Raw genomic sequence first — 18,745 nt, 5'->3', positions numbered from 1 at the left:
CCTTAAATTTGTTCACTTATTTTAAACAAAATCAGAGTCAAAATGACAGAGAAGCCAGATTTTGATATCGAAGCCTTTTTAAAACACCTGACCGAGCGGCCGGGCGTTTATCGTATGCTCAATGCACAAGATGAGATTATCTATGTGGGCAAAGCGAAAAATTTAAAACGGCGCGTCAGTAGCTATTTTAAAAAGCAGCACCATGATTTGAAAACAGCGGCAATGGTGGCGCAAGTAGCTAAAATTGAGGTCACGGTCACCGATACAGAAAGCGAAGCGTTAATTTTAGAAAATACGCTGATTAAGCGCCATAAACCTAAATACAATATTTTGTTTCGAGACGATAAATCCTACCCTTATATTTATGTCTCAACGGGTAAAATGTTTCCCGCTTTAAGTTACCATCGAGGGGCAAAACGCCGTCCCGGGCGCTATTTTGGACCTTTTCCCAATGCGGCCGCAGTGCATCAGACGTTAGATGCCTTACAAAAAATTTTCCCCATACGTCAGTGTGCGGAAAGTGTTTTTGCGCATCGCTCTCGTCCCTGTTTGCAGTATCAGATTAAGCGTTGTTCTGGCCCCTGTGTTGCCGGTTTGGTGTCCAAAGCGGACTATGACCGAGATGTCCGTCATACCTTAATGTTTTTAGAAGGCAAAAGCTTTGAGGTGGTTGAAGAGTTGGCCAAACAGATGGAAGCCTATTCCGCTGCGTTAGAATTTGAAAAAGCGGCTGAGATTCGCGATAAGATCTCAGCACTGCGGGCGATTCAGAGTCAGCATCTGATCAATCAACCCGGACAGAAAGATTTGGATGTAATCGGGGTGGCTTGGCAAGCTGGGCAGGTCTGTTTAAGTCTGATGATGTATCGCGGGGGGAATCTATGGGGCAGTCAAAACTACTATCCCAATACGAAATCCTTAGTGGGAGAGACGGAGGCAGAACAGTCGCAAACCTTATTAGAGGCTTTTATTACGCAACATTATGCTCATCATCCGGTTCCTGCCCAAATTTTATTGCCGCTCAAATTGACGAATCAACGACTATTGTCCACTTGGCTAAGTGAGCAGGCGGAGCATGCGCGCAAGGTTCAGCTCAAAACGCCTGTGCAAGAGACAGCTAAAGGCTTAATGCAGTTGGCGCAAACCAATGCGAAAGCGGGCTTAAAACAGCATTTAACCCAAAAAGCGTCTCAACTTGATCGACTGAAAGCTTTACAAGAGGTGCTGATGTTGGAAAAGTTGCCCAAGCAGATGGAGTGTTTTGACATCAGTCATACGCAGGGACAATTAACGGTTGCCAGTTGTGTGGTGTTTGTGGATGGGGTGCCAGAACCTAGGCTTTATCGCAAATTTAATATTGAAGGCATTCAACCCGGCGATGATTATGCGGCCATGTATCAAGCTTTGACGCGTCGCTATCAGAGACAGAAAAAAGAGGGGCAAAATTTGCCCGATTTAATTATTGTCGATGGCGGAAAGGGGCAGTTGAATCAAGCGATTGAGGTGTTAAAAACGCTAGAGCTCGACACGCTGCCTTTGGTTTCTGTCGCTAAAGGGGAGGGGCGTAAAGCTGGATTGGAGGTGCTATATACGCCCCATGAGACGGAAGGCATTGTTCTGCCGCCAGATGATAAAGCGTTGCATTTAATCAATCATATTCGAGATGAGGCGCACCGATTTGCGATCACAGGTCATCGCCAACGCAGACAGAAAGCGCAAACACAATCGACCTTAGAGCAGATAGAGGGCATCGGTCCGAAAACTCGACAAAAACTGCTTAGCCATTTCGGTGGACTGGCAGAAGTGAAAAATGCAGCGGTTTCCGAGTTAAAAAAGGTGCCAGGCATTAGTGCTGAAAAAGCGCAGCGGATCTATGACTTTTTTCATGGTGAATAAAAGTCAACCTGTTGTAAAGGCTTAATGAAAGGCTTGTGGGATTGAAAATTTTTATTAGAAAATTCGGCTATCGAGCCCGAAATAGGTGCTGCATGCAGTATAATTCTCTTTCTATTTATTGATTAGCTTGTGCCTGATGCAGAATTCCTTAATTAAACAGATCCCCATGTGGATGACTTGGTCTCGGGTCATCTTAATCCCGGTTTTTATTGTTTGTTATTACGCGCCGATTGAAGATGCGAGATTTTGGGCGGGTTTGGCCTTTATGATTGCCTCTATTACCGACTGGTTTGATGGCTATTTGGCTCGAAAATTGGGCACAGACAGTAAACTGGGCGCTTTTTTGGATCCAGTAGCCGACAAATTGATTGTCAGTGCGGCTTTAATTGTGGTCTCGGCGGAATATCATGACAATCTTTGGGTGTTGATCTCCGCCATTTTGATTATGATGCGAGAAATCAGTATTTCTGCATTGCGTGAATGGATGGCTGAAAATAATGCGAGAGAAGTGGTGGCGGTTTCTAAATTGGGAAAAGTCAAAACCGCCACGCAGTTGGCGGCTTTGACCTGGCTTATCTATGGCGGAGAGTTATGGGGGGTCAATTGGGGCGCTTTAGGCTTTCCTGCACTGTATATCGCTGCAGTGTTAACCGTCGTGACTTGGGTGCAATACGTTAAAGCTGCCTTACCGGTTATTATGGAATCCACTCGAGATTAAGTCGCTTAAAAAACTTGATATTCTTTAAAAAGTCTCTATAATACCTACCATCATTATTTGCGGGAATAGCTCAGCGGTAGAGCACAACCTTGCCAAGGTTGGGGTCGCGAGTTCGATCCTCGTTTCCCGCTCCAATGGCTGGATGGCAGAGTGGCTATGCAGCGGATTGCAAATCCGTGGACCTCGGTTCGACTCCGGGTCCAGCCTCCATTATTCTCTACTTTTCTCCTTCGTTTGTTCTCTCTTTTTCTTAATGCTGTGAATTTGCGTTTGATTCGCTTTATCTATTTTTTCTAACCTTTGTAAAACCGTATTCATATTAATGTTTCTTTTTTGATTGTAATCAAATTTTTTTTATTATGATCTTGAAGGATATCTCTTAAGGCACCATAATTTAATTGGGATAACTCAAAAGGAGAGGAACGATGGTGAAGAAAATTTGGTGGTGGCTGATGCCACTTTTTGTCATGTTTGTTGCAGGATGTGGCTCTCAGGTGTCTACGAATGTAAAAACAGGTGGGCCAACAGTTAAACAAGCAGTGACCTATCAGGGACCTAAGGCACGTATTGCGATTGCTGGTTTTAAATGTAAGGCAGCTAAATGTAATGGTGAGATTGGGGATGGCGTATCCGATATGTTGTCAACCTCTCTTTTTCAGAGTGGAAGATTTATTGTCCTTGAAAGAGGGGAAGGGTTAGAGGCCATTAAGGAAGAGTTAAATCTTTCAGGTTCTGGCTATATTGAGCCGTCCAAAGCAGCTCGTAAAGGGTTGATGGAAGGGGCGGATATTTTAGTCATTGGATCCATTACCGCCTTTGAGCCGAATGCATCAGGCATGGGAGTAGGGGGTATTGTGATTCCAGGCAATGTGCCTTTAATTGGCGGCGTTAAAGTGGGAAAAAAAGAGGCCTATATTGCAGCAGATATTCGTTTGATTGATGTGCGAACTGGGCGCGTGATTAATGCAACGACGGTTGAAGGTAAAGCCAGTAATTGGAAAGTCGGTGGCTTAGGAGGAGGCCTTGTTGGTTCAGTCGCTTTAGGCGGTGGGCTGAGTGTTTATAAAAACACGCCCATGGAAAAAGCGGTGAGGGTGATGATCGATAATGCGGTACAAAGCATTTCACAGTTAGTTCCTGAAAATTACTATCGCTATCAACCTAATGGTCAACCCGTGAATTCATCAGCACCACAGGCTGCACCTGCAGCTCAGCCAGTTTCCGGCGGGATTATTGGCGGGGGTGAAACATTTGTTCCTGGCGATAAGGTGTTATTTGCAGAGGACTTTTCCAAATATCAAGTAGGAGACATACCCACCAGTTTAACCTTGGTTAAAGGACAGGTTGAAGTTGCACAATTTAATGGCAAAAAGTGGTTGAGAGCATTAAGTGGAGATGTGGTGGTCACCAAAAAAATCGATTTGCCACAAGCGTTTGCCGTAGAAGCCGACCTGTTTTTACCCTCTAAATGGTGGCATCCTAATATGAGCCTCTATTTAGGGAATGAGCACAGCCCAGATAACCTATTCTGGCGGCCTTTTGATAAATATGCCAAATGGTCTGACCAGGTGTTACAAAAAATGAAGGTAGAAGGGGACAAAATTCATCACTTTGTGATTCAACAAAAAGAGGGTCGCATCAAAGTATTTATTGATGGTGTAAGAATGTATCAGGCGCCAATTGCTGGCGGCATTGTTGGTGGGAGAATGCCTAATCGGAATGCGGTCACAATTAGATTAGGTGGGATTGATCCTTCTCAACATAAAGAAGGCTTAGTTACAAATATTAAAGTAACGGCTTATACCAAGTAAGTACTTAATTTATCAATAGATAAAATTTCTTTAGAAGCCCCTATGACATTGTCATTAGGGGCTTTTTTTGACCATTAAGCTGTGGCTAGTATGCCTTATCTTATCTGTAACGCATTGCATCTGATGGCATCCGTTAGCCTCACCAGAATGAGAACCCTATGCGACTGCTTAGCGATTCAGGTTGTCAATGCGCAGATAAAAAGCCATTTCGTGTCTTAATGGCCTTGCTTATCGCTATAACAATTTTTATCTGAACACCCCACTACCGGAATAAGGGTGGCTTGTTAGATTAAGCTGGATCTGCCATTAAAGGCTCGCCTAATGTCTTCACAATGGCTTGAAAAACCTCATCCACAGAGATGGCTTGCATGCACACAGGATCGGTGCAGGGAGTTTTACGGTGATTGGCCGCGCTGACGCAGGGTGAGCAGGCCAGCCCAGCGTAAATTGGCGTACTGTTGCCGAGCGAGCCATAAAGTTTAGGTGTTTCCGGTCCAAATAAGACAAAGGTTTTTAAAGGAGTGATGGCGGAAAAATGTCCCGGACCAGAATCATTGGTCACCATTAATGAGGAAATGCTGTAAAGAATCGGCATTTCTAATAATTTCAACTGTCCCGCAAAATTAAGACAGCGTTCATGTTTCACCGCTTTGCGCAGTGCTTCCGCCTCTTCCTTTTCTCCAGGCGCCCCGGTAATGAGCACGAGTGCGTTAGGATATTGCAAAGTAATGCGTTGCATCAGCTGAATAAACTTCTCTTTCGGCCAACGTCTTTGAGGCAATAGATCGCTGGCATTGGGATTGATTAAGACCAGTTGATGTTTGTCCGCTTGATATTCTGGATAGCATTGTTGAATGACTTGGCGTATTTTCTCTTTTTGCGCCTCTGAATAGGTCATCTGTTTGAGATGGATGCTTTCTAAAGGGATTTGCACTTTAGAAAAGGGGTGCTCGTCTTTTTCGGTTTCTAAAGGATGGATAAGGGCCATAAAGTTTTGCGCAATATGGATATGTGGATTGTAGAGCACTTTATGGGTGAGCATATCGCCACGATAAAGCCCTTCGCCATGAAAATTATGAAAACCGACGCGTTTATTGGCACCACTAAAGCCGGTAAGTAGGGCAGAAACGCGCGAAAACAGTTCTAAATCGATGGCGGTATCAATTTGCTGTTTACGGCACCAGAAAAGATAGCGAATGGCATCATAAATCAGTGTGAAAAGACTCTCTTCGCGTAGGCAAAAGATATGGTCTTGTGGAATGGTATTGAGCAGATCTAAACTGGGTTTATTTTTACTGAAAATCACAAAATAGAGTTCAGCGTCAAATTTTTGTTGCGCATGGCGCATGGCAGGGTCGGCGAGAATGGTACTGCCCATTTCTGAGAGCTCGATAAAGAGGATTTTTTTGACGGGTGTGGGTTTTTGGCGTGTCAATTTCCAAACCAGTTTGAGTACCAGCGTGCTGATAAAGGTGAGTGGTATGCCCACATGGTGGTCAATTTTACGCATTAAATCTACATTCATGGAGAACTCTATAAATATTTATGTTGGCTTTTAAGATAGAAATACAACCCAGGCAGGCTGCTTAAAATGAGTATGATACCATAGAGTAAGCTCATCGCCAGCACTTGCTCTTTCGGGATGCCAATCAGCATAAAGAGTCCGACTAAAGCACCTTCACGAACCCCCCAGCCGGCAAAAGAGATCGGCAGGAGTGTCAGCAGCAGTGCAGGCGGCACAAGGATTAAGAAAACATCAATCGGTTCATTAATGCCAACGCTGTGCCCAATACCGAAAATGGCAAAGATAGAGAAAAAGTGAATGAGAATGGATAACCCGATCTGTTGAAAAATACGGATGGGGGTTTTATAGATAAAGCGGAAGCGGTGTGAGAGCTCAAAAAATAGACGTGTCGCTTTGTAGCGCTCTAAAATCGGAAATTTGTGTAAAGCCATTAACACCAGCAGTCCCAAGATCGCAGCCAGGGTAATGAAATTGATTCCATAAAACACTTCACGGGGTAAAAGGTTATGCTCAAATAGGTTGGCGAAAAAGTTTAGAATCAACAACCCGACCAGTCCCACAATCCGGTCAATAAATACGCCATAGAAAGCTTCTTTGGCTAAGCCTCCTTTGCTGGCCACTTCCATTACTCGATAGGCATCTCCTCCAATGCTGGTGGGGAGGACTTGGTTGAAAAGCGCGCCTTTAAAGTAACTTTGCAGGTAAAAGAAAAACCGGTGCTTAAAAGCGAGCAGTTGCATAATCAAATACCAGCGGTAAGCGGCTACAATATAGCTCAAAATTTGGAAAAAGAGTGCCCCTAAGAGCATCCAAGGATTGGCAGAAAGCATGAGCTGCCACACACTGGCAAAATCCACCTTATAGAGAATAACGGCCACAATGACAATAGAAAGGAGGAGTTTAATGAGATGACTCATGGCGCTGGCTCACAATTGGCAGTTGACTGATCCATCCCTGATAACGGGGTGGATGGTAATGTTGACAATAAAAGTAGTGGTAGCCCACCAATAGCGTGGTTTGACCGCTAAAGGCGGGAGAATAATCAAAATTTAAGCTTGGTAGCGCTTGGCACTTCTCAAATTGCCCCGGCGTGGGAGGTTGAGGGCTTTGGCTGATACGTTGATAGTGTTTAAAAGCGGACTCATAGTTGGGAATGATGACAATCCCATCGCTGCCAGAGGGCGGATTCCCATACCATAGATCAAATTGGTCAAAGCGATTATCGGTGACATACACCGGCTGAGGCCGCCCATACCAACCGATATGACTGGCTTGCGTCCAGTTGGCTGCAAACAGGGGAGGTTGGTGAGCGTCCCGTTTGAATTGGGTTTGATATTGCTGCGCGCGTTTTAGAGCTTGCGGCCAACCATGCAGCTCTTGCACAGGATTTTGACCCGGTTTAAAAGGTAGCCAAGGTTTGGCAAGGTGTGAAAGTAGAAGGGCTGTGAGCGCTAAGCTGATAGCGGTGAGACTGAGGGTAAACCACCGCCAGCTTTTTTGTTGCCAATGCATCCATAGCCAATAAGTCACCGCAGGCGCCATAAACAGCCACGCAAGTTGCGTCCAATGGGGCAGGCTCATTTCGTGACCGGAGTTTAGGGCAAATAGCAATACGATAGGCAGCGCAAACAGGGCAAGAAAGCGCGTATGCTCTGCGGCCGTTTCGAGTTTTGATTTGAGTAATAAGCCAAAACGAACCATTAAAAACAGGGCGATTAAATAGAGTGCAGGGTTATAGACCACCAGCTGAGTGCCTTGGCTGGCCCAGACACGTGACCAGCGCCAGTCCGCATGGTGAGTACCATGGTTGAGCTGATAGAGAATCGAAATCCAGTCATGGGTGGCATTCCAGTAAATCACCGGCGTAATGAGAATAAAAGCGATGCCCACTGCAGTCAATAGACCCCAGATGCCGGCATTATAAAATTCATAGCGCCAGTTGAACCACCACCAGCGTCGCTCAATGATTACCAAGAGCACCAGTGAAAGCACCAAGGTGATGGCGGTATATTTTGACAGACCGGCCAGTCCCAGCCACACGCCCAGCAATCCCCAATTTTTCAAGGTCGGCGCTTGCCGCAAATTAAGCGTCTGCCAGACTACCAAAAGGGCAAACAGCATTAAAGGTGAATCGGGCAGCATGGATTGGCTGAGCAGCTGCATCATAATGCCCGAATTTAACAGCACCAGTGTCCAAAAACCGAGCCAAGGCGCTTGGGGGTGATTTCGGTGGGTAAATAGACGCAACGTCAGGCGATAAAGTATCCAGCTGCTTATTGCATAGAGCCCTATGGGCAACAAGCGCATGCCAAAATCAGAAGGGAAAAAGTGCGCAGGCAGCGCATTGAGCCAGCCGACCATCGGCGGATGATCAAAATAGCTCCAATCCAGTTTTAAACCGTAGAGTGCATAGTGCGCTTCATCGACACTTAAATTCACTCGCCCCGCTAACAAGAGATGCAGCAGGGTCAAGCCGGCAATCAGCCAGAGCGCAGGGCGGTGTCGCGGTATCTCATCTAGTTGAAACAGTTTGGCTGAAGGCATGGGCACTAGTCGGTTGGAAAAAGCTCATTTTAACAAGTTAAATGTGAATCTACAGGGACTTTATATGCTGCACCGGCGATTTCTCTCACCAATTTGGGTACGAGGTAGCCGGGCAGGCGTTGGCGAAGCTGCTGCATTAAGGATAAGGCCTGTTCATCAGACACTTCAAAATGTGCTGCCCCTTGCACCTTGTCCAGTTGATGGAGATAGTAGGGTAAGATGTCTTGTTGAAAGAGCGCATGACTGAGTTGTTCTAAAGTTGAGGCATTGTCATTCACATTTTTTAACAGCACGCTTTGATTAAGCAGGGTGATGCCCACTTGTCGATAGCGTCTAAAGAGCGCTGCGGTTTGTGCAGAAAGTTCTTGTGGATGATTGCAATGGACTACCAGCACGACTTTTAAGCGAGTGTTTTGACAAAATGTGAGCCAATGATGACTGGGCGCTTTGTCGGGAGCAACAATCGGTGTGCGGCTGTGAATGCGAAGTGTTTGCAGGGTTTCAATTTGTTCAATCTGCTGACATAAATGCACGAGTTGCGGCTCACTTAAGGTCATGGGATCGCCGCCGCTTAGAATGAGTTCTTTTAGGCTGGGATCTTGTGCCACTTGCTGTAGCGCCGTTTGCCAATGCGACTGTTTAATCTGGTGTTCATAGGGAAAATGGCGGCGAAAGCAGAAGCGGCAGTGAATATCACAACGTGGGCTGGTCATTAATAGAGCGCGTCCATGGTATTTATGCAGCAGGGCAGGGGTGGGGTTGGCTTGCAGATCTCCTACTGGATCTTGACTAAAACCGACAGTGATTTGTTTTTCTACCTTGCGGGGTAAAACTTGTAATAGCAGCGGGTCATGCGGGTTATTTTTTTGAATTTTCTCGGCAAAATGTTTGGGGACCTTCAGCGCAAAATCACTTTCCGCATCCCCGCCTAAAGCGGCTAGGTCTTCTAAAGAGAGCGCTATAAAATCGGCGAATTCGGTCAGGGACTTAAAGTGCATAACTGGTAAAAAAATTGGCTGTCGGTTAGAATAGTGCGACTATTTTACGAGATTAAGTGAGAAAAGACATGGCAACTTACAGCACCAATGAATTTAAAAATGGGTTAAAGTTTTTGATGGATGGTCAGCCTTGCACCATTTTAGACAATACGATTGTTCAGCCTGGAAAAGGGCAAGCCTTTAACCGCGTTAAATACCGTAACTTGATGACTGGGCGTGTTTTAGAAAAAACCTTTAAGTCTGGGGAAAAAGTAGAAGCAGCTGATGTGATAGATACCGATTTACAGTATCTATACACCGATGGTGAGTTTTGGCACTTTATGGATCCTGAAACCTTTGATCAATATCAAGCACCGCAATCTGCTGTGGCGGATGTTGAAAAATTCTTAATTGAACAGGACATGTGTACGGTGACTCTATGGAATGGTGAGCCAATCGCGGTACAACCACCGAAGCAAGTGACGCTTGAAGTGGTGGAGACCGATCCAGGTTTAAAAGGGGATACTGCTGGAACGGGCGGCAAACCAGCTACCCTTTCTACCGGTGCTGTGGTGCAAGTGCCGCTGTTTGTGCAGATTGGCGATAAGGTGATTGTGAATACGCAAACGGGAGAATATGTGTCCCGCGCAAAATAATGACTGACCTTCAGCTCAAGCAGGGCGCTGATTGGCCCACACTTCAAAAGCGCTCGCAACTGCTACAACAGTTGCGGGCGTTTTTTTATGAAAGAGGCGTTACCGAAGTCGATGTCCCCATTTTTACGCCCTATGCTACGCCAGATGCACATTTAGACAGTGTTCAAGCGCCATTTCATCTGCCAGGTTTTGCGCAGCCACAGAAGCTGTATGCACACACGTCACCGGAATATACGCTTAAGCGATTATTGGCAGAAGGTGCTGGAGATCTGTTCTATTTAGGTAAGGTTTTTAGAGATGGCGATTTAAGCCCCCGACATCAGCCAGAATTTACGCTACTTGAATGGTATCGGCTTGGCTTTGAGTTAAAAGATTTAATCGTTGAAACCGTTGAACTCTGTCGCCAAGTATTAGGTGAAGCGTTACCGAGCGAAACTTTGACCTATCAGCAGCTGTTTCAAAGCGTTTTAGGGATCGCCGATATTCACCATGCATCTGCTGAAACCTGTTATCAAACCTACCAACAGCATGGGCTACCTGAAATTGTGGGGGTTGAAAAAAACGATAAAATCCTTTGGGAGCAACTTTTGCTCACTGAAATCATTGAACCGCAATTAGGAAGAGACGCAGAAGGTAAGCGCCAAATTACCTGCGTTACTGAGTTCCCGAATCATATCGCCTCTCTCGCGCAACCGCATCCACAAAAACCGTGGCTTGTTCAGCGCGTTGAAATCTATATCGATGGCATGGAGCTCGCCAATGGCTATCTTGAATTGCAGCAAGCCGAAGAATACCAAACCGCGTTTACAAAAGCCTTGGCTAAGCGTCAAAAAATGTCAAAATCCCCAGTCCTGGTAGACCTCGCTTTAATTGAAACGCTGCAACAACACCCCTTGCCCCGCTGTAGCGGCATTGCATTGGGGGTAGACCGTCTTTTTATGTTACAGCAATCACGGACCGATATTCGTTCCACGCTCTCTTTTTATCTAGATTAAAGGTAGGGGGAAGGTTAAAGGACTTGACATGGGGTTTATAATAGATTAATTCATAAGAGATAACGAGGTGCGTATGTCCGATATTCCTGTTACTAAGCGTTCGACCATGGTTTTGTTTTCAGACCCTAAAAGTCCCAACTCTCACCGTATTCGTCTTGTGGCGAAAGAGAAAGAGATTCCCATGGAAATTATTGATGTGGATCCGAATCATTTACCGGAGGATCTCTTGGAATTAAACCCTTATGGAACCGTACCGACTTTAGTGGATCGGGATTTGATTTTGTATGATATGCAAACAGCCTTAGAGTATTTAGATGAACGATTCCCACACCCACCTTTGATGTCAGTGGATCCAACAACTCGCGCGCGTTCGCGTCAGATGCTGCGTCAGATTGAGATGGAGTGGTACCCATTAGTGGAGACCATTCAAGCCTCGGAAGATGAAGCGAAGGTGAAACAAGCGCGACGCGAACTGAAAGAGCGTTTGATTCAGATGATTCCAGTGTTTGAGCATAAGCCCTATTTTATGAGTGACGACTACTCTTTAGTGGATGTGAGTCTCTCTGTGTTAATGTGGCGTTTGCCTTATTTAGGGATTGAATTGCCAAAATCCGCGAAGCCTATCAGTGATTATGCCAAACGGATGCTGGCTCGCGAAGAGTTTCCAAATAGCTTGAGCGATGATGAAATTGATATGCGTGACGATATTTAAGGATGTGTTCCATGAGTGAAATTTCAAATCGTCCTTACTTTCTGAGAGCCATGTATGAATGGATCGTAGACAATGGTTGGACGCCGCATCTTCAGGTGGATGCCAATTGGCCAGGCATTCAGATTCCTTTTGAGCATGCTGAAAATGGGATGATTATTTTAAACATCGGTCCGAATGCGGTACTGGGGTTACGCATAGAAAATGATTGGATTCACTTTCGTGCTCGATTTGGCGGCGTGGAACAGGATTTAGGTTTTCCGCCAGAGGCTGTTTTAGCAATATTTGCCCGTGAAAATGGGCAAGGTATGCCATTCCCGCCCGAACCCTATCCTGAAGAGGTGGAAGAAACGGCTGCGGAAGAAGAGAAGTCGGTCTTTTCTACCATTGAAGGCAAAGGGGATAAAGGGGACAAGGCTCAAAGCGGAACGGCAACGAAAGAGAAAAAGGGTAAAAAACGGCCTCATCTTTCAGTCGTGAAATAAAAGCACCTGGCCTTTTCTTATTTAGACACCACTTTAAAAGGTCGAATGATTTCCATCTCAGGAAAAGCCTTCTGAAGGGTTGAGATGTCAGCTTCTTCAAACAGCAGCTTTAAGTTGGGACCGGCATCCATCGTGAAGTAGACTTCACAGCCTTGTTGACGTAATTGCCAAACTTTTTCCATCGCCTTGATCGAATCGGCCTGCCAGTAAAGAATGGGGGGCCAGGTGGCGATCATGGTGGCGTGCATGCTAAGTGCATTGTGCTCTGCGGTTTGCCCCAAGAGGGAAAAGTTTTTTTCGGCTATGGCTTGCTGTAGGGTTTGAACCTCCTGTTCTGCTTGCTGCGGCCAGGCTTGGTAGAGATGACAAGTTTCTACGGTTCTTTGCATGCCTGCTGTGGATCCAATAGGCTTTTCTGAAATATCCACTTTGACCAATCCAATACAGAGCTCAGGCCAAGTGTCGGCAATGGGCTCGGCAAAGCTGTCCAGGCCATCCGCTTGTTCTCCTCTATGCCAAATGGCAAAACCATCAAACAGTGAACGGCTGGCTGAACCGCTGCCAATACGCGCTAAGATGGAGAGCTGTTGTCGAGTCAATCCCCACTGAAATAATGCCTCTAATGCCAAGACCAAAGCAGCATATCCGGAAGCGCTAGAGGCGAGTCCAGCGCCAGTTGGCACGCTGTTGCGCGTCTCTATCTCAAAATAGCAGTCTGCATCGGGTCGAAAGAGGTCTAAAAATTTTTGCACTCTTTGCGCGAAGGGGTGATCTATGGGTAGAAGTTTGTGATTGAGGATGACGGCATCACTTTGCGCACTGTCTAACAGTTGAATTTGGGTTTGTGTCCCTAAGCCAGGCAGACTGATGGAGAGGCTGCTGTTCATCGGGAGATTGAGGTCCAGATTACGTTTGCCCCAGTATTTACCTAAAGCGATATTGACAGGCGCTTCACCGAAGCTCTTGCTATGAGTCGGAGTTTTATGCGGTAAAAATTGGTCAATAAACGTTTGTCTATTCATTTTAGATGGCATCCAATCGGAGAAATTTTAGGAGAAAAAACTTGCATGGGGGTGGAGAATTTTGAGTGTAATGTAGGCGAAAGTTCTCCAAAGCCTAAGACACAATCACCCAGTCCGCTGCCCGAAATTTTGCTGGCGGGAAGCGTTTCTCGGAGTTGATAGACAATTTGGCTTAAGGTGGCATCATTCACGCCGAGCGCATCCATGAGACCTTGATAGGCGTTCACTAAATGATCAAAGCGCTGCCGATCCCCTGTTTGCCAAGCTTGATTGGCCGCTTGGGTGGTTTCACCCATCAGTTGGTAGAGCTGTTGTAACAATTTGGGCTCGGTTTGCCACTGCTGGTTGACGGTTTGCAGCACTTCAGCAGTTGGTGTTTTATAACCACTGTAAATTAAGGTTAATGGCAGGGGTTGAGAAAGGGGAAGCGGCGTAATTTTAGCCCTATTGGGTTCAAAATAAATCAACCCCCCAAATAGACTGGCGGCCAGGTCAGTACCGGAGCCGCGTTTTTGAATTTGATGAATAATCTTCAGTCCAGTCTGAAACAGTTGCTGTTTGCACGCTGTGGTGAGCGCTTTTTCAGGCTGTGTTATCGCATAGAGGCCGCTCAAGGTGGCGGCTAAGACCGCTGCGGAGCTCCCCAATCCAAGCGTTGAAGCAAATTCACTTTGAATGGTGAGTTTGAGGCCAATTTTTTGGGGTTGTAGGGTTTGACGAGCCGTGGCTAAGGCAGCTTGTACAAATTGCAATTGCGGGTGAATTTCCCATGTTTGCCAATCGGTGGTGTGATGTGCCAAATCGGAATGAATTTGCACTTGAGTACTCTTCGGCAGGCATTGCCACTCAATCTGAATCCACTGATCAATGGCGCAAGCAAGTGCGGGATAGCCATGTACAACCGCATGTTCTCCCATTAGCATTAAATTGGCAGGGGCTCGGCTGTAAAAGCGCTTAGATAGATTCACACTGAGCTCCTTGTGGGGCGATTTTGATTTTTTGCCAGCGATAGCCATAGTGTTCGCAAAGTGCTTTGGGCGGTTCCGGTGCTAAGCAGAGCACCACCCCGGCATGCTCACCTTTAAGGCTGCCGGCACCACACACTTTAGCCGCAGTGTGTTCATCTTGATGGAGCGTTTCAATAAAGTGAGCGACTCGGGAAGGGACGACACCAATGCGTTCTAATAAGGCTTGGTTTTCACGGATTTGGTTTTTTAACTGTTTGCTGGAGGAGGCGAGCCAAGCTTGAATCATTTTTTCTGAAACGGCTCTAAATTGCTGCCAGATGGGGTCTGTCTGTGGGAAATGTTGTCGCACGTGTTCCACACACTCTCCAGTGGTACTTTTGGGCTTGCCAGTATCAATCAAATAACCTTGTAAAGGTCGCTGGGGCAGGGTTTCTATTTGGGCGACACCGTCGACCCATTGATATTGAATCAAGCCGCCTAGGATGACGGTCGTGGTATCGACACCACTGGCATGCCCATGTTGTCGACTTTCAATGGTTTGCGCCAACTGTTTGAGGTTTACAAGAGACAGTGGCTTACCATGTGCCTCATTGAGGGCTGAAAGTAAGGAGACGATAATACTGGCCGAGCTACCCAGCCCGCGTCCTTGCCAGATCTCTGAATTTAGGCTCAGTTTCCAGCAGCCTTTTTTAAGCGGATGGTGTTGATGGAAGTGATAGAAAAGCAGTAGAACCAAATCAACAGGCGTTTTTAAGACCGCTTGAATAGGCAGATGGTGATTTAAGAAGTTTTGATAGCGTGCTTCGGCCTCAATCGCCAGCTTTTCCCAAAGTGGAAAAGGGAACTCATACAGCTGTTGAAAATCTTTCAGTTCAATCAGTAAGCTATCGGGCGTTTGTGGTTGGTGTTGTAACTGCGTATGGCTATGTAAGTTAATGGCTAAGCTTAAGGCAGGAATGCCATTGAGCACTGCATGCTCACCGGTGATTAGAAGTTTCGCCGGTGCGGTGCAGTGCAGTGCAGTCATTTAAGACTCCTGAGGGATTTGCTGACGCTGATAAATGCGTTTGTGGTCCTTGATTTCCGCCAATCGGTAGGGGCCTCGATTATAAACGGGATAGGTGATATTTTCTTCACTGCTGTTCATCAGTTTGTGGAAGGCAAGATATTGCTCATAACTTAAAGGCGTGCGCTGGGCAATTTGCTGTTGATGACTTTGGGTCATCAGCACGGACTGATAGCCGGGCTGTATTTTACCGGTAAAGAACTCAGCCACACAGCCGGAACCATAGCTAAAAAAGCCAATGCGCTTATTGTCTAAATTTTCAGGTGCATTGTCCAATAGAGAGCAGAAACCGATAAATACCGAGGCGCTGTAGCTATTACCCACCACACGGTTATAGATTTGACCGGGTTGTGATTGTTGGTTAAATTCCTCTTCGCTTAAGGAAATACCAGCTTGTTTGACTAAGGCTTTATGCGCTTTTTCCGCCATCTTAGTGAAAGGAATGTGGTAGCAGAAATAGTCTATCTCTTGAAATCCTTTCCCCGTTTCTTCAGTAAAGTGTTGCCAAGCGTGTTTGAGGCTATTGAGATAAACCTTGGTGGAATATTTACCATCGACCAGCGCTGTGCTGCGATAATTGGGACGCCAGAAATCCATTACATCGTCGGTGTGATAGCCGGAGCCAGATTCGAGCTCTAAAATACGCGGAGCCGTTTTAATGAGCATAGCGACCGCACCACACCCTTGTGTGGCTTCTCCTGAGGAGTCAATATCATATTTGGCGATATCAGAGGCGATGACCAGAATCTGCTCTTTAGGATTGGCTTGCACCATGGTTTTCGCCATTTGCAAGGCAGCGGCGCCTGCATAGCAGGCATGTTTAAATTCAATCACCCGGCAACGATGAGACAGGTTAAGCAAGCCATGTAAAAAAGCACCGGCCGATTTTGACTGGTCAACCCCAGATTCGGTCGCAAAAAGCACCGCGGTAATTTCACTAGGATTGATCTGTTGCAAAATAGGATCTGCCGCTTTGGCGGCTAGGGTCACAATGTCTTCATCCGGGGGCGCAATGGACATTTTTTCCTGCCCAATGCCTACTTTGTATTTGTTGTAATCGATCCCTTTTTGATTGGCAAAGGTATCCAGCCCCAAATAATAGTCTGAGGTTGCGAAGTGAATTAAATCAATGCCAACATTTGTCATAAGGTTGAATCTATGTCTTTAAAAGATTTGCTGGCCATTAACTGGGCAGAATCAAATCTGAATTTAAAAAAAGGTGGTCAAAATTCGGTGCACCCAACAAAAACTGTGCGGTTTGGTAAGCCGTCTTAAAGCGCTCAATCACATCGACAACGGCTTGAGGATGTTCTAGAGCCGGTTGAACTAGCGGCGCTGCAACCCCGCAAACGCAGCCGCCCATTATAACACATTTCACCATATCAATACCATTGCGGATACCGCCACTGGCGATAAAGTGCGCTTGGGATTGGAAGGGGGCCGCTTGTTGCAGGCTTTGCGGGGTGGTCAGTCCCCAATCTTGGAACAGTTTTCCGAGTTCGTTTTGGGGACCCTCTTTGGCGCGATGCGCTTCAATTCGGCTCCAAGAGGTGCCGCCCCGTCCAGCGAGGTCAAACCATTGAATACCGGCTTCAATGCCTCGACGAATGTCTTCACTGGAAAGGCCGCAACCGACCTCTTTGAGAATAATGGGAACCGGGAGCTGTTTGCTCAGTTGTTCAATTTTGGGTAATAGCTGGGCAAAGTTGGTGTCGCCTTCGGGTTGAATCACTTCTTGCAAAGGGTTGAGGTGGAGATAGAGCGCATCCGCTTCTAAGGTTTCAATGGCTTGAAGGGCTTCTTTTAGGCCAAAGCCTTCATTGAGCTGCACCGCACCTAGGTTGGCAATTAAAGGAACTGTGGGGGCGTAGCGACGCAACTGAAAACTTTTGGCAGCGGCGGGTTCTAAAATCATGCTGCGTTGAGAGCCCACCGCCATAGCGACTTGACACGTTTCTGCCGCTTCTGCCAAATGTTGGTTAATGCGATGAAGGTTGTTTGCACCGCCACCGGTCATGGAGGAAATCAGAAAAGGAAAACTGAGGGTTTTTCCTAAAAAAGGGGCTGAGAGATCGACTTGTTGATAATCCAGTTCAGGTAAAGCGCGATGCGTTAGCTGAATTTGGTCAAATCCACTTTGTTGACGCTCAATTGCCGGATCTTCTGCCAAGGCGCTGATGTGATCCTGTTTGCGTTGGGTGATGCCACTCATCTTAAGAGGCATCTCCAGATTGACGTTCAAGCTTAAGGTGGGCAGCCATCAGTTCGCCAGGATTGGTTTGGGCGGCCAGCAGAGAAAGTTCCCCACATAAGGCCGTTGCACCGGCAATACAAGCAAGGCGGCGCGCATTATCGCCAGGCTGTTTCTCTGCAGCGGTACAGCCCAACTGTTCGAGATTGGCTTGTACAAAGTCCAGCCCTTTACCATTGCCCACTGTGCCCACAATTAGATTGGGCAAAGTGGTCGAAAAATAGAGCTCGCCGCGCTCAGTGACTTCCACATGGTTGATCGCTTGAGAGCCTTCTACAATATTGGCTGCATCCTGGCCCGTTGCGAGATAGAAGCCCAGCAGCATATTCGCTACATGGGCATTCGCGGTTCTCAGGCCGCCAGAGACAATGCTGCCAATTAGATCTTTTTTAATGTGCAGATTCACAATGGCTTCTGGGGTAGTTTTTAAAAAACGTTTACAGAGCTTGCGTGGAATGAGGGTTTCGCAGACGACATTTTTGCCACGTCCTAAAATACCATTGACAGCAGAGACTTTTTTGTCGGTGCAGTAGTTGCCGGAAATAGACACATAATTGAGCGTTGGGTATTGCTCAAGCAGCCATGGAATTAAGCGGTCGGCTGCATGTGTAACCATATTGTGTCCAGAGGCATCGCCCGTTTGGAATTCAAATCGCAGATAAATGAGATTCCCCACAATTTGCGGATGGATGGCCAATAATTGGGCAAAACGGCTGCTTTCACTGACCACGGTTTGTAAATCCATTTGCCGACTCTGAATGCTTTGCACGGCTTGACGCGCAGCGGCTGCATGTGGCGCTTCCAATAAAATTGAGCGGCTCATGCGGTCATCTATGACCGTGACACGAATGCCGCCCGCAATTTGGGTGACACGCGCGCCACGCGCGACCGAGGGCCAGAGCGGGGTTTCATAGGTGGCTAAAGGAACCAGAATATCCTCCGCTTCAATATCTCCAATGAGTTTAAGCGGCCCCACGGATTTCATGGGAATTTGAGCGTAGTGTGAAGGTGTGTGCATAGGGTTTGTGATTTATTTTTTTATTTTTTGGACTTCATGGTCAAGCTCGCGGTCAGCTTGTTTGGCGGCATTTTGTTGTCGATCATAACTGCTCTGATCAAATC

Annotated in this window: 17 protein-coding genes and 2 tRNA genes; 9 read left to right on the top strand and 10 right to left on the bottom strand. The window is 46.6% G+C overall.

Annotated elements, in window-relative coordinates:
* Nucleotides 1–42: 42 nt before the first annotated feature.
* From uvrC to ACYQ05_RS04010, 5 genes are all read left to right on the top strand, one after another.
* A complete protein-coding gene (gene uvrC, locus ACYQ05_RS04030) occupies nucleotides 43–1,896 on the top strand; it encodes an excinuclease ABC subunit UvrC (protein ID WP_459818560.1) in 1,854 nt (617 codons plus the stop codon).
* Between the two features lie 136 nt (nucleotides 1,897–2,032).
* Complete coding sequence (gene pgsA, locus ACYQ05_RS04025) at nucleotides 2,033–2,614, top strand: CDP-diacylglycerol--glycerol-3-phosphate 3-phosphatidyltransferase (RefSeq protein WP_459818558.1); 582 nt, start codon at nucleotides 2,033–2,035, stop codon at nucleotides 2,612–2,614.
* A 59-nt stretch (nucleotides 2,615–2,673) separates the two neighbouring features.
* Nucleotides 2,674–2,748, top strand: a tRNA-Gly gene (locus ACYQ05_RS04020).
* 2 nt (nucleotides 2,749–2,750) lie between these two features.
* Nucleotides 2,751–2,824 (top strand) — tRNA-Cys (locus tag ACYQ05_RS04015).
* A 215-nt stretch (nucleotides 2,825–3,039) separates the two neighbouring features.
* The gene (locus ACYQ05_RS04010) at nucleotides 3,040–4,425 is read left to right on the top strand and encodes a CsgG/HfaB family protein (RefSeq protein WP_459818556.1); all 1,386 of its coding nucleotides are present in this window, start codon (nucleotides 3,040–3,042) and stop codon (nucleotides 4,423–4,425) included.
* 289 nt (nucleotides 4,426–4,714) lie between these two features.
* Here ACYQ05_RS04010 and ACYQ05_RS04005 read toward each other — a convergent pair whose 3' ends face one another.
* From ACYQ05_RS04005 to epmB, 4 genes are read right to left on the bottom strand one after another with little or no spacing between them, the layout of a single operon-like run.
* Nucleotides 4,715–5,950 carry a glycosyltransferase family 9 protein gene (locus ACYQ05_RS04005; RefSeq protein ID WP_459818554.1) on the bottom strand — a complete coding sequence of 412 codons (1,236 nt, stop codon included), beginning with the start codon at nucleotides 5,948–5,950 and terminating at the stop codon, nucleotides 4,715–4,717.
* A gap of 8 nt (nucleotides 5,951–5,958) precedes the next feature.
* Nucleotides 5,959–6,867 (bottom strand): lysylphosphatidylglycerol synthase transmembrane domain-containing protein, encoded by a 909-nt coding sequence (locus ACYQ05_RS04000; RefSeq protein WP_459818552.1) that lies wholly within the window; start codon nucleotides 6,865–6,867, stop codon nucleotides 5,959–5,961.
* The gene (locus ACYQ05_RS03995; protein ID WP_459818550.1) at nucleotides 6,851–8,494 is read right to left on the bottom strand and encodes an ArnT family glycosyltransferase; all 1,644 of its coding nucleotides are present in this window, start codon (nucleotides 8,492–8,494) and stop codon (nucleotides 6,851–6,853) included. The genes ACYQ05_RS04000 and ACYQ05_RS03995 overlap by 17 nt, the downstream gene beginning before the upstream one ends.
* 29 nt (nucleotides 8,495–8,523) lie before the next feature.
* On the bottom strand, nucleotides 8,524–9,492 hold the full coding sequence (epmB, locus tag ACYQ05_RS03990; protein WP_459818548.1) for an EF-P beta-lysylation protein EpmB: 969 nt from the start codon (nucleotides 9,490–9,492) through the stop codon (nucleotides 8,524–8,526).
* 68 nt (nucleotides 9,493–9,560) lie between these two features.
* Here epmB and efp point away from each other — a divergent pair, with 68 nt between their 5' ends.
* The 4 genes from efp to ACYQ05_RS03970 all read left to right on the top strand — a co-directional run bounded on the left by efp (nucleotide 9,561) and on the right by ACYQ05_RS03970 (nucleotide 12,316).
* Nucleotides 9,561–10,127 carry an elongation factor P gene (efp, locus tag ACYQ05_RS03985; protein ID WP_459818546.1) on the top strand — a complete coding sequence of 189 codons (567 nt, stop codon included), beginning with the start codon at nucleotides 9,561–9,563 and terminating at the stop codon, nucleotides 10,125–10,127.
* Nucleotides 10,127–11,122: an EF-P lysine aminoacylase EpmA gene (gene epmA, locus ACYQ05_RS03980; RefSeq protein ID WP_459818544.1), complete on the top strand. Its 996-nt coding sequence runs from the start codon at nucleotides 10,127–10,129 to the stop codon at nucleotides 11,120–11,122. The genes efp and epmA overlap by 1 nt, the downstream gene beginning before the upstream one ends.
* A gap of 73 nt (nucleotides 11,123–11,195) precedes the next feature.
* On the top strand, nucleotides 11,196–11,834 hold the full coding sequence (locus tag ACYQ05_RS03975; protein WP_459818542.1) for a glutathione S-transferase N-terminal domain-containing protein: 639 nt from the start codon (nucleotides 11,196–11,198) through the stop codon (nucleotides 11,832–11,834).
* A gap of 11 nt (nucleotides 11,835–11,845) precedes the next feature.
* Entirely contained in the window at nucleotides 11,846–12,316 is a 471-nt protein-coding gene (locus ACYQ05_RS03970) for a ClpXP protease specificity-enhancing factor (RefSeq protein WP_459818540.1), read from the top strand.
* Between the two features lie 17 nt (nucleotides 12,317–12,333).
* Here ACYQ05_RS03970 and mvaD read toward each other — a convergent pair whose 3' ends face one another.
* The 6 genes from mvaD to ACYQ05_RS03940 are packed head-to-tail and all read right to left on the bottom strand — an operon-like array spanning nucleotide 12,334 to nucleotide 18,641.
* On the bottom strand, nucleotides 12,334–13,338 hold the full coding sequence (mvaD, locus tag ACYQ05_RS03965; protein ID WP_459818538.1) for a diphosphomevalonate decarboxylase: 1,005 nt from the start codon (nucleotides 13,336–13,338) through the stop codon (nucleotides 12,334–12,336).
* On the bottom strand, nucleotides 13,335–14,306 hold the full coding sequence (gene mvk / locus ACYQ05_RS03960) for a mevalonate kinase (protein ID WP_459818536.1): 972 nt from the start codon (nucleotides 14,304–14,306) through the stop codon (nucleotides 13,335–13,337). The genes mvaD and mvk overlap by 4 nt, the downstream gene beginning before the upstream one ends.
* Nucleotides 14,293–15,333, bottom strand: coding sequence for a mevalonate kinase family protein (locus ACYQ05_RS03955; protein ID WP_459818534.1), 1,041 nt, complete (start codon nucleotides 15,331–15,333; stop codon nucleotides 14,293–14,295). Before ACYQ05_RS03955 ends, mvk begins: the two co-directional genes overlap by 14 nt.
* A complete protein-coding gene (locus ACYQ05_RS03950; protein ID WP_459818532.1) occupies nucleotides 15,334–16,518 on the bottom strand; it encodes a hydroxymethylglutaryl-CoA synthase in 1,185 nt (394 codons plus the stop codon).
* Between the two features lie 37 nt (nucleotides 16,519–16,555).
* Nucleotides 16,556–17,584, bottom strand: coding sequence for a type 2 isopentenyl-diphosphate Delta-isomerase (gene fni, locus ACYQ05_RS03945; RefSeq protein ID WP_459818530.1), 1,029 nt, complete (start codon nucleotides 17,582–17,584; stop codon nucleotides 16,556–16,558).
* 1 nt (nucleotide 17,585) lies between these two features.
* On the bottom strand, nucleotides 17,586–18,641 hold the full coding sequence (locus ACYQ05_RS03940) for a hydroxymethylglutaryl-CoA reductase (RefSeq protein WP_459818528.1): 1,056 nt from the start codon (nucleotides 18,639–18,641) through the stop codon (nucleotides 17,586–17,588).
* Nucleotides 18,642–18,745: the final 104 nt, after the last annotated feature.

This window comes from Galenea microaerophila (genome assembly GCF_054657255.1).
This window is presented reverse-complemented; position numbering and strand designations above follow the sequence as displayed.

Bases quoted from the DNA above. Each gene is read 5' to 3' on its own strand.
- uvrC (WP_459818560.1), top strand. From the start codon at position 43: ATGACAGAGAAGCCAGATTTTGATATCGAAGCCTTTTTAAAACACCTG.
- pgsA (WP_459818558.1), top strand. From the start codon at position 2,033: ATGCAGAATTCCTTAATTAAACAGATCCCCATGTGGATGACTTGGTCT.
- ACYQ05_RS04010 (WP_459818556.1), top strand. From the start codon at position 3,040: ATGGTGAAGAAAATTTGGTGGTGGCTGATGCCACTTTTTGTCATGTTT.
- ACYQ05_RS04005 (WP_459818554.1), bottom strand. From the start codon at position 5,950: ATGAATGTAGATTTAATGCGTAAAATTGACCACCATGTGGGCATACCA.
- ACYQ05_RS04000 (WP_459818552.1), bottom strand. From the start codon at position 6,867: ATGAGTCATCTCATTAAACTCCTCCTTTCTATTGTCATTGTGGCCGTT.
- ACYQ05_RS03995 (WP_459818550.1), bottom strand. From the start codon at position 8,494: ATGCCTTCAGCCAAACTGTTTCAACTAGATGAGATACCGCGACACCGC.
- epmB (WP_459818548.1), bottom strand. From the start codon at position 9,492: ATGCACTTTAAGTCCCTGACCGAATTCGCCGATTTTATAGCGCTCTCT.
- efp (WP_459818546.1), top strand. From the start codon at position 9,561: ATGGCAACTTACAGCACCAATGAATTTAAAAATGGGTTAAAGTTTTTG.
- epmA (WP_459818544.1), top strand. From the start codon at position 10,127: ATGACTGACCTTCAGCTCAAGCAGGGCGCTGATTGGCCCACACTTCAA.
- ACYQ05_RS03975 (WP_459818542.1), top strand. From the start codon at position 11,196: ATGTCCGATATTCCTGTTACTAAGCGTTCGACCATGGTTTTGTTTTCA.
- ACYQ05_RS03970 (WP_459818540.1), top strand. From the start codon at position 11,846: ATGAGTGAAATTTCAAATCGTCCTTACTTTCTGAGAGCCATGTATGAA.
- mvaD (WP_459818538.1), bottom strand. From the start codon at position 13,338: ATGAATAGACAAACGTTTATTGACCAATTTTTACCGCATAAAACTCCG.
- ACYQ05_RS03955 (WP_459818534.1), bottom strand. From the start codon at position 15,333: ATGACTGCACTGCACTGCACCGCACCGGCGAAACTTCTAATCACCGGT.
- ACYQ05_RS03950 (WP_459818532.1), bottom strand. From the start codon at position 16,518: ATGACAAATGTTGGCATTGATTTAATTCACTTCGCAACCTCAGACTAT.
- fni (WP_459818530.1), bottom strand. From the start codon at position 17,584: ATGAGTGGCATCACCCAACGCAAACAGGATCACATCAGCGCCTTGGCA.
- ACYQ05_RS03940 (WP_459818528.1), bottom strand. From the start codon at position 18,641: ATGCACACACCTTCACACTACGCTCAAATTCCCATGAAATCCGTGGGG.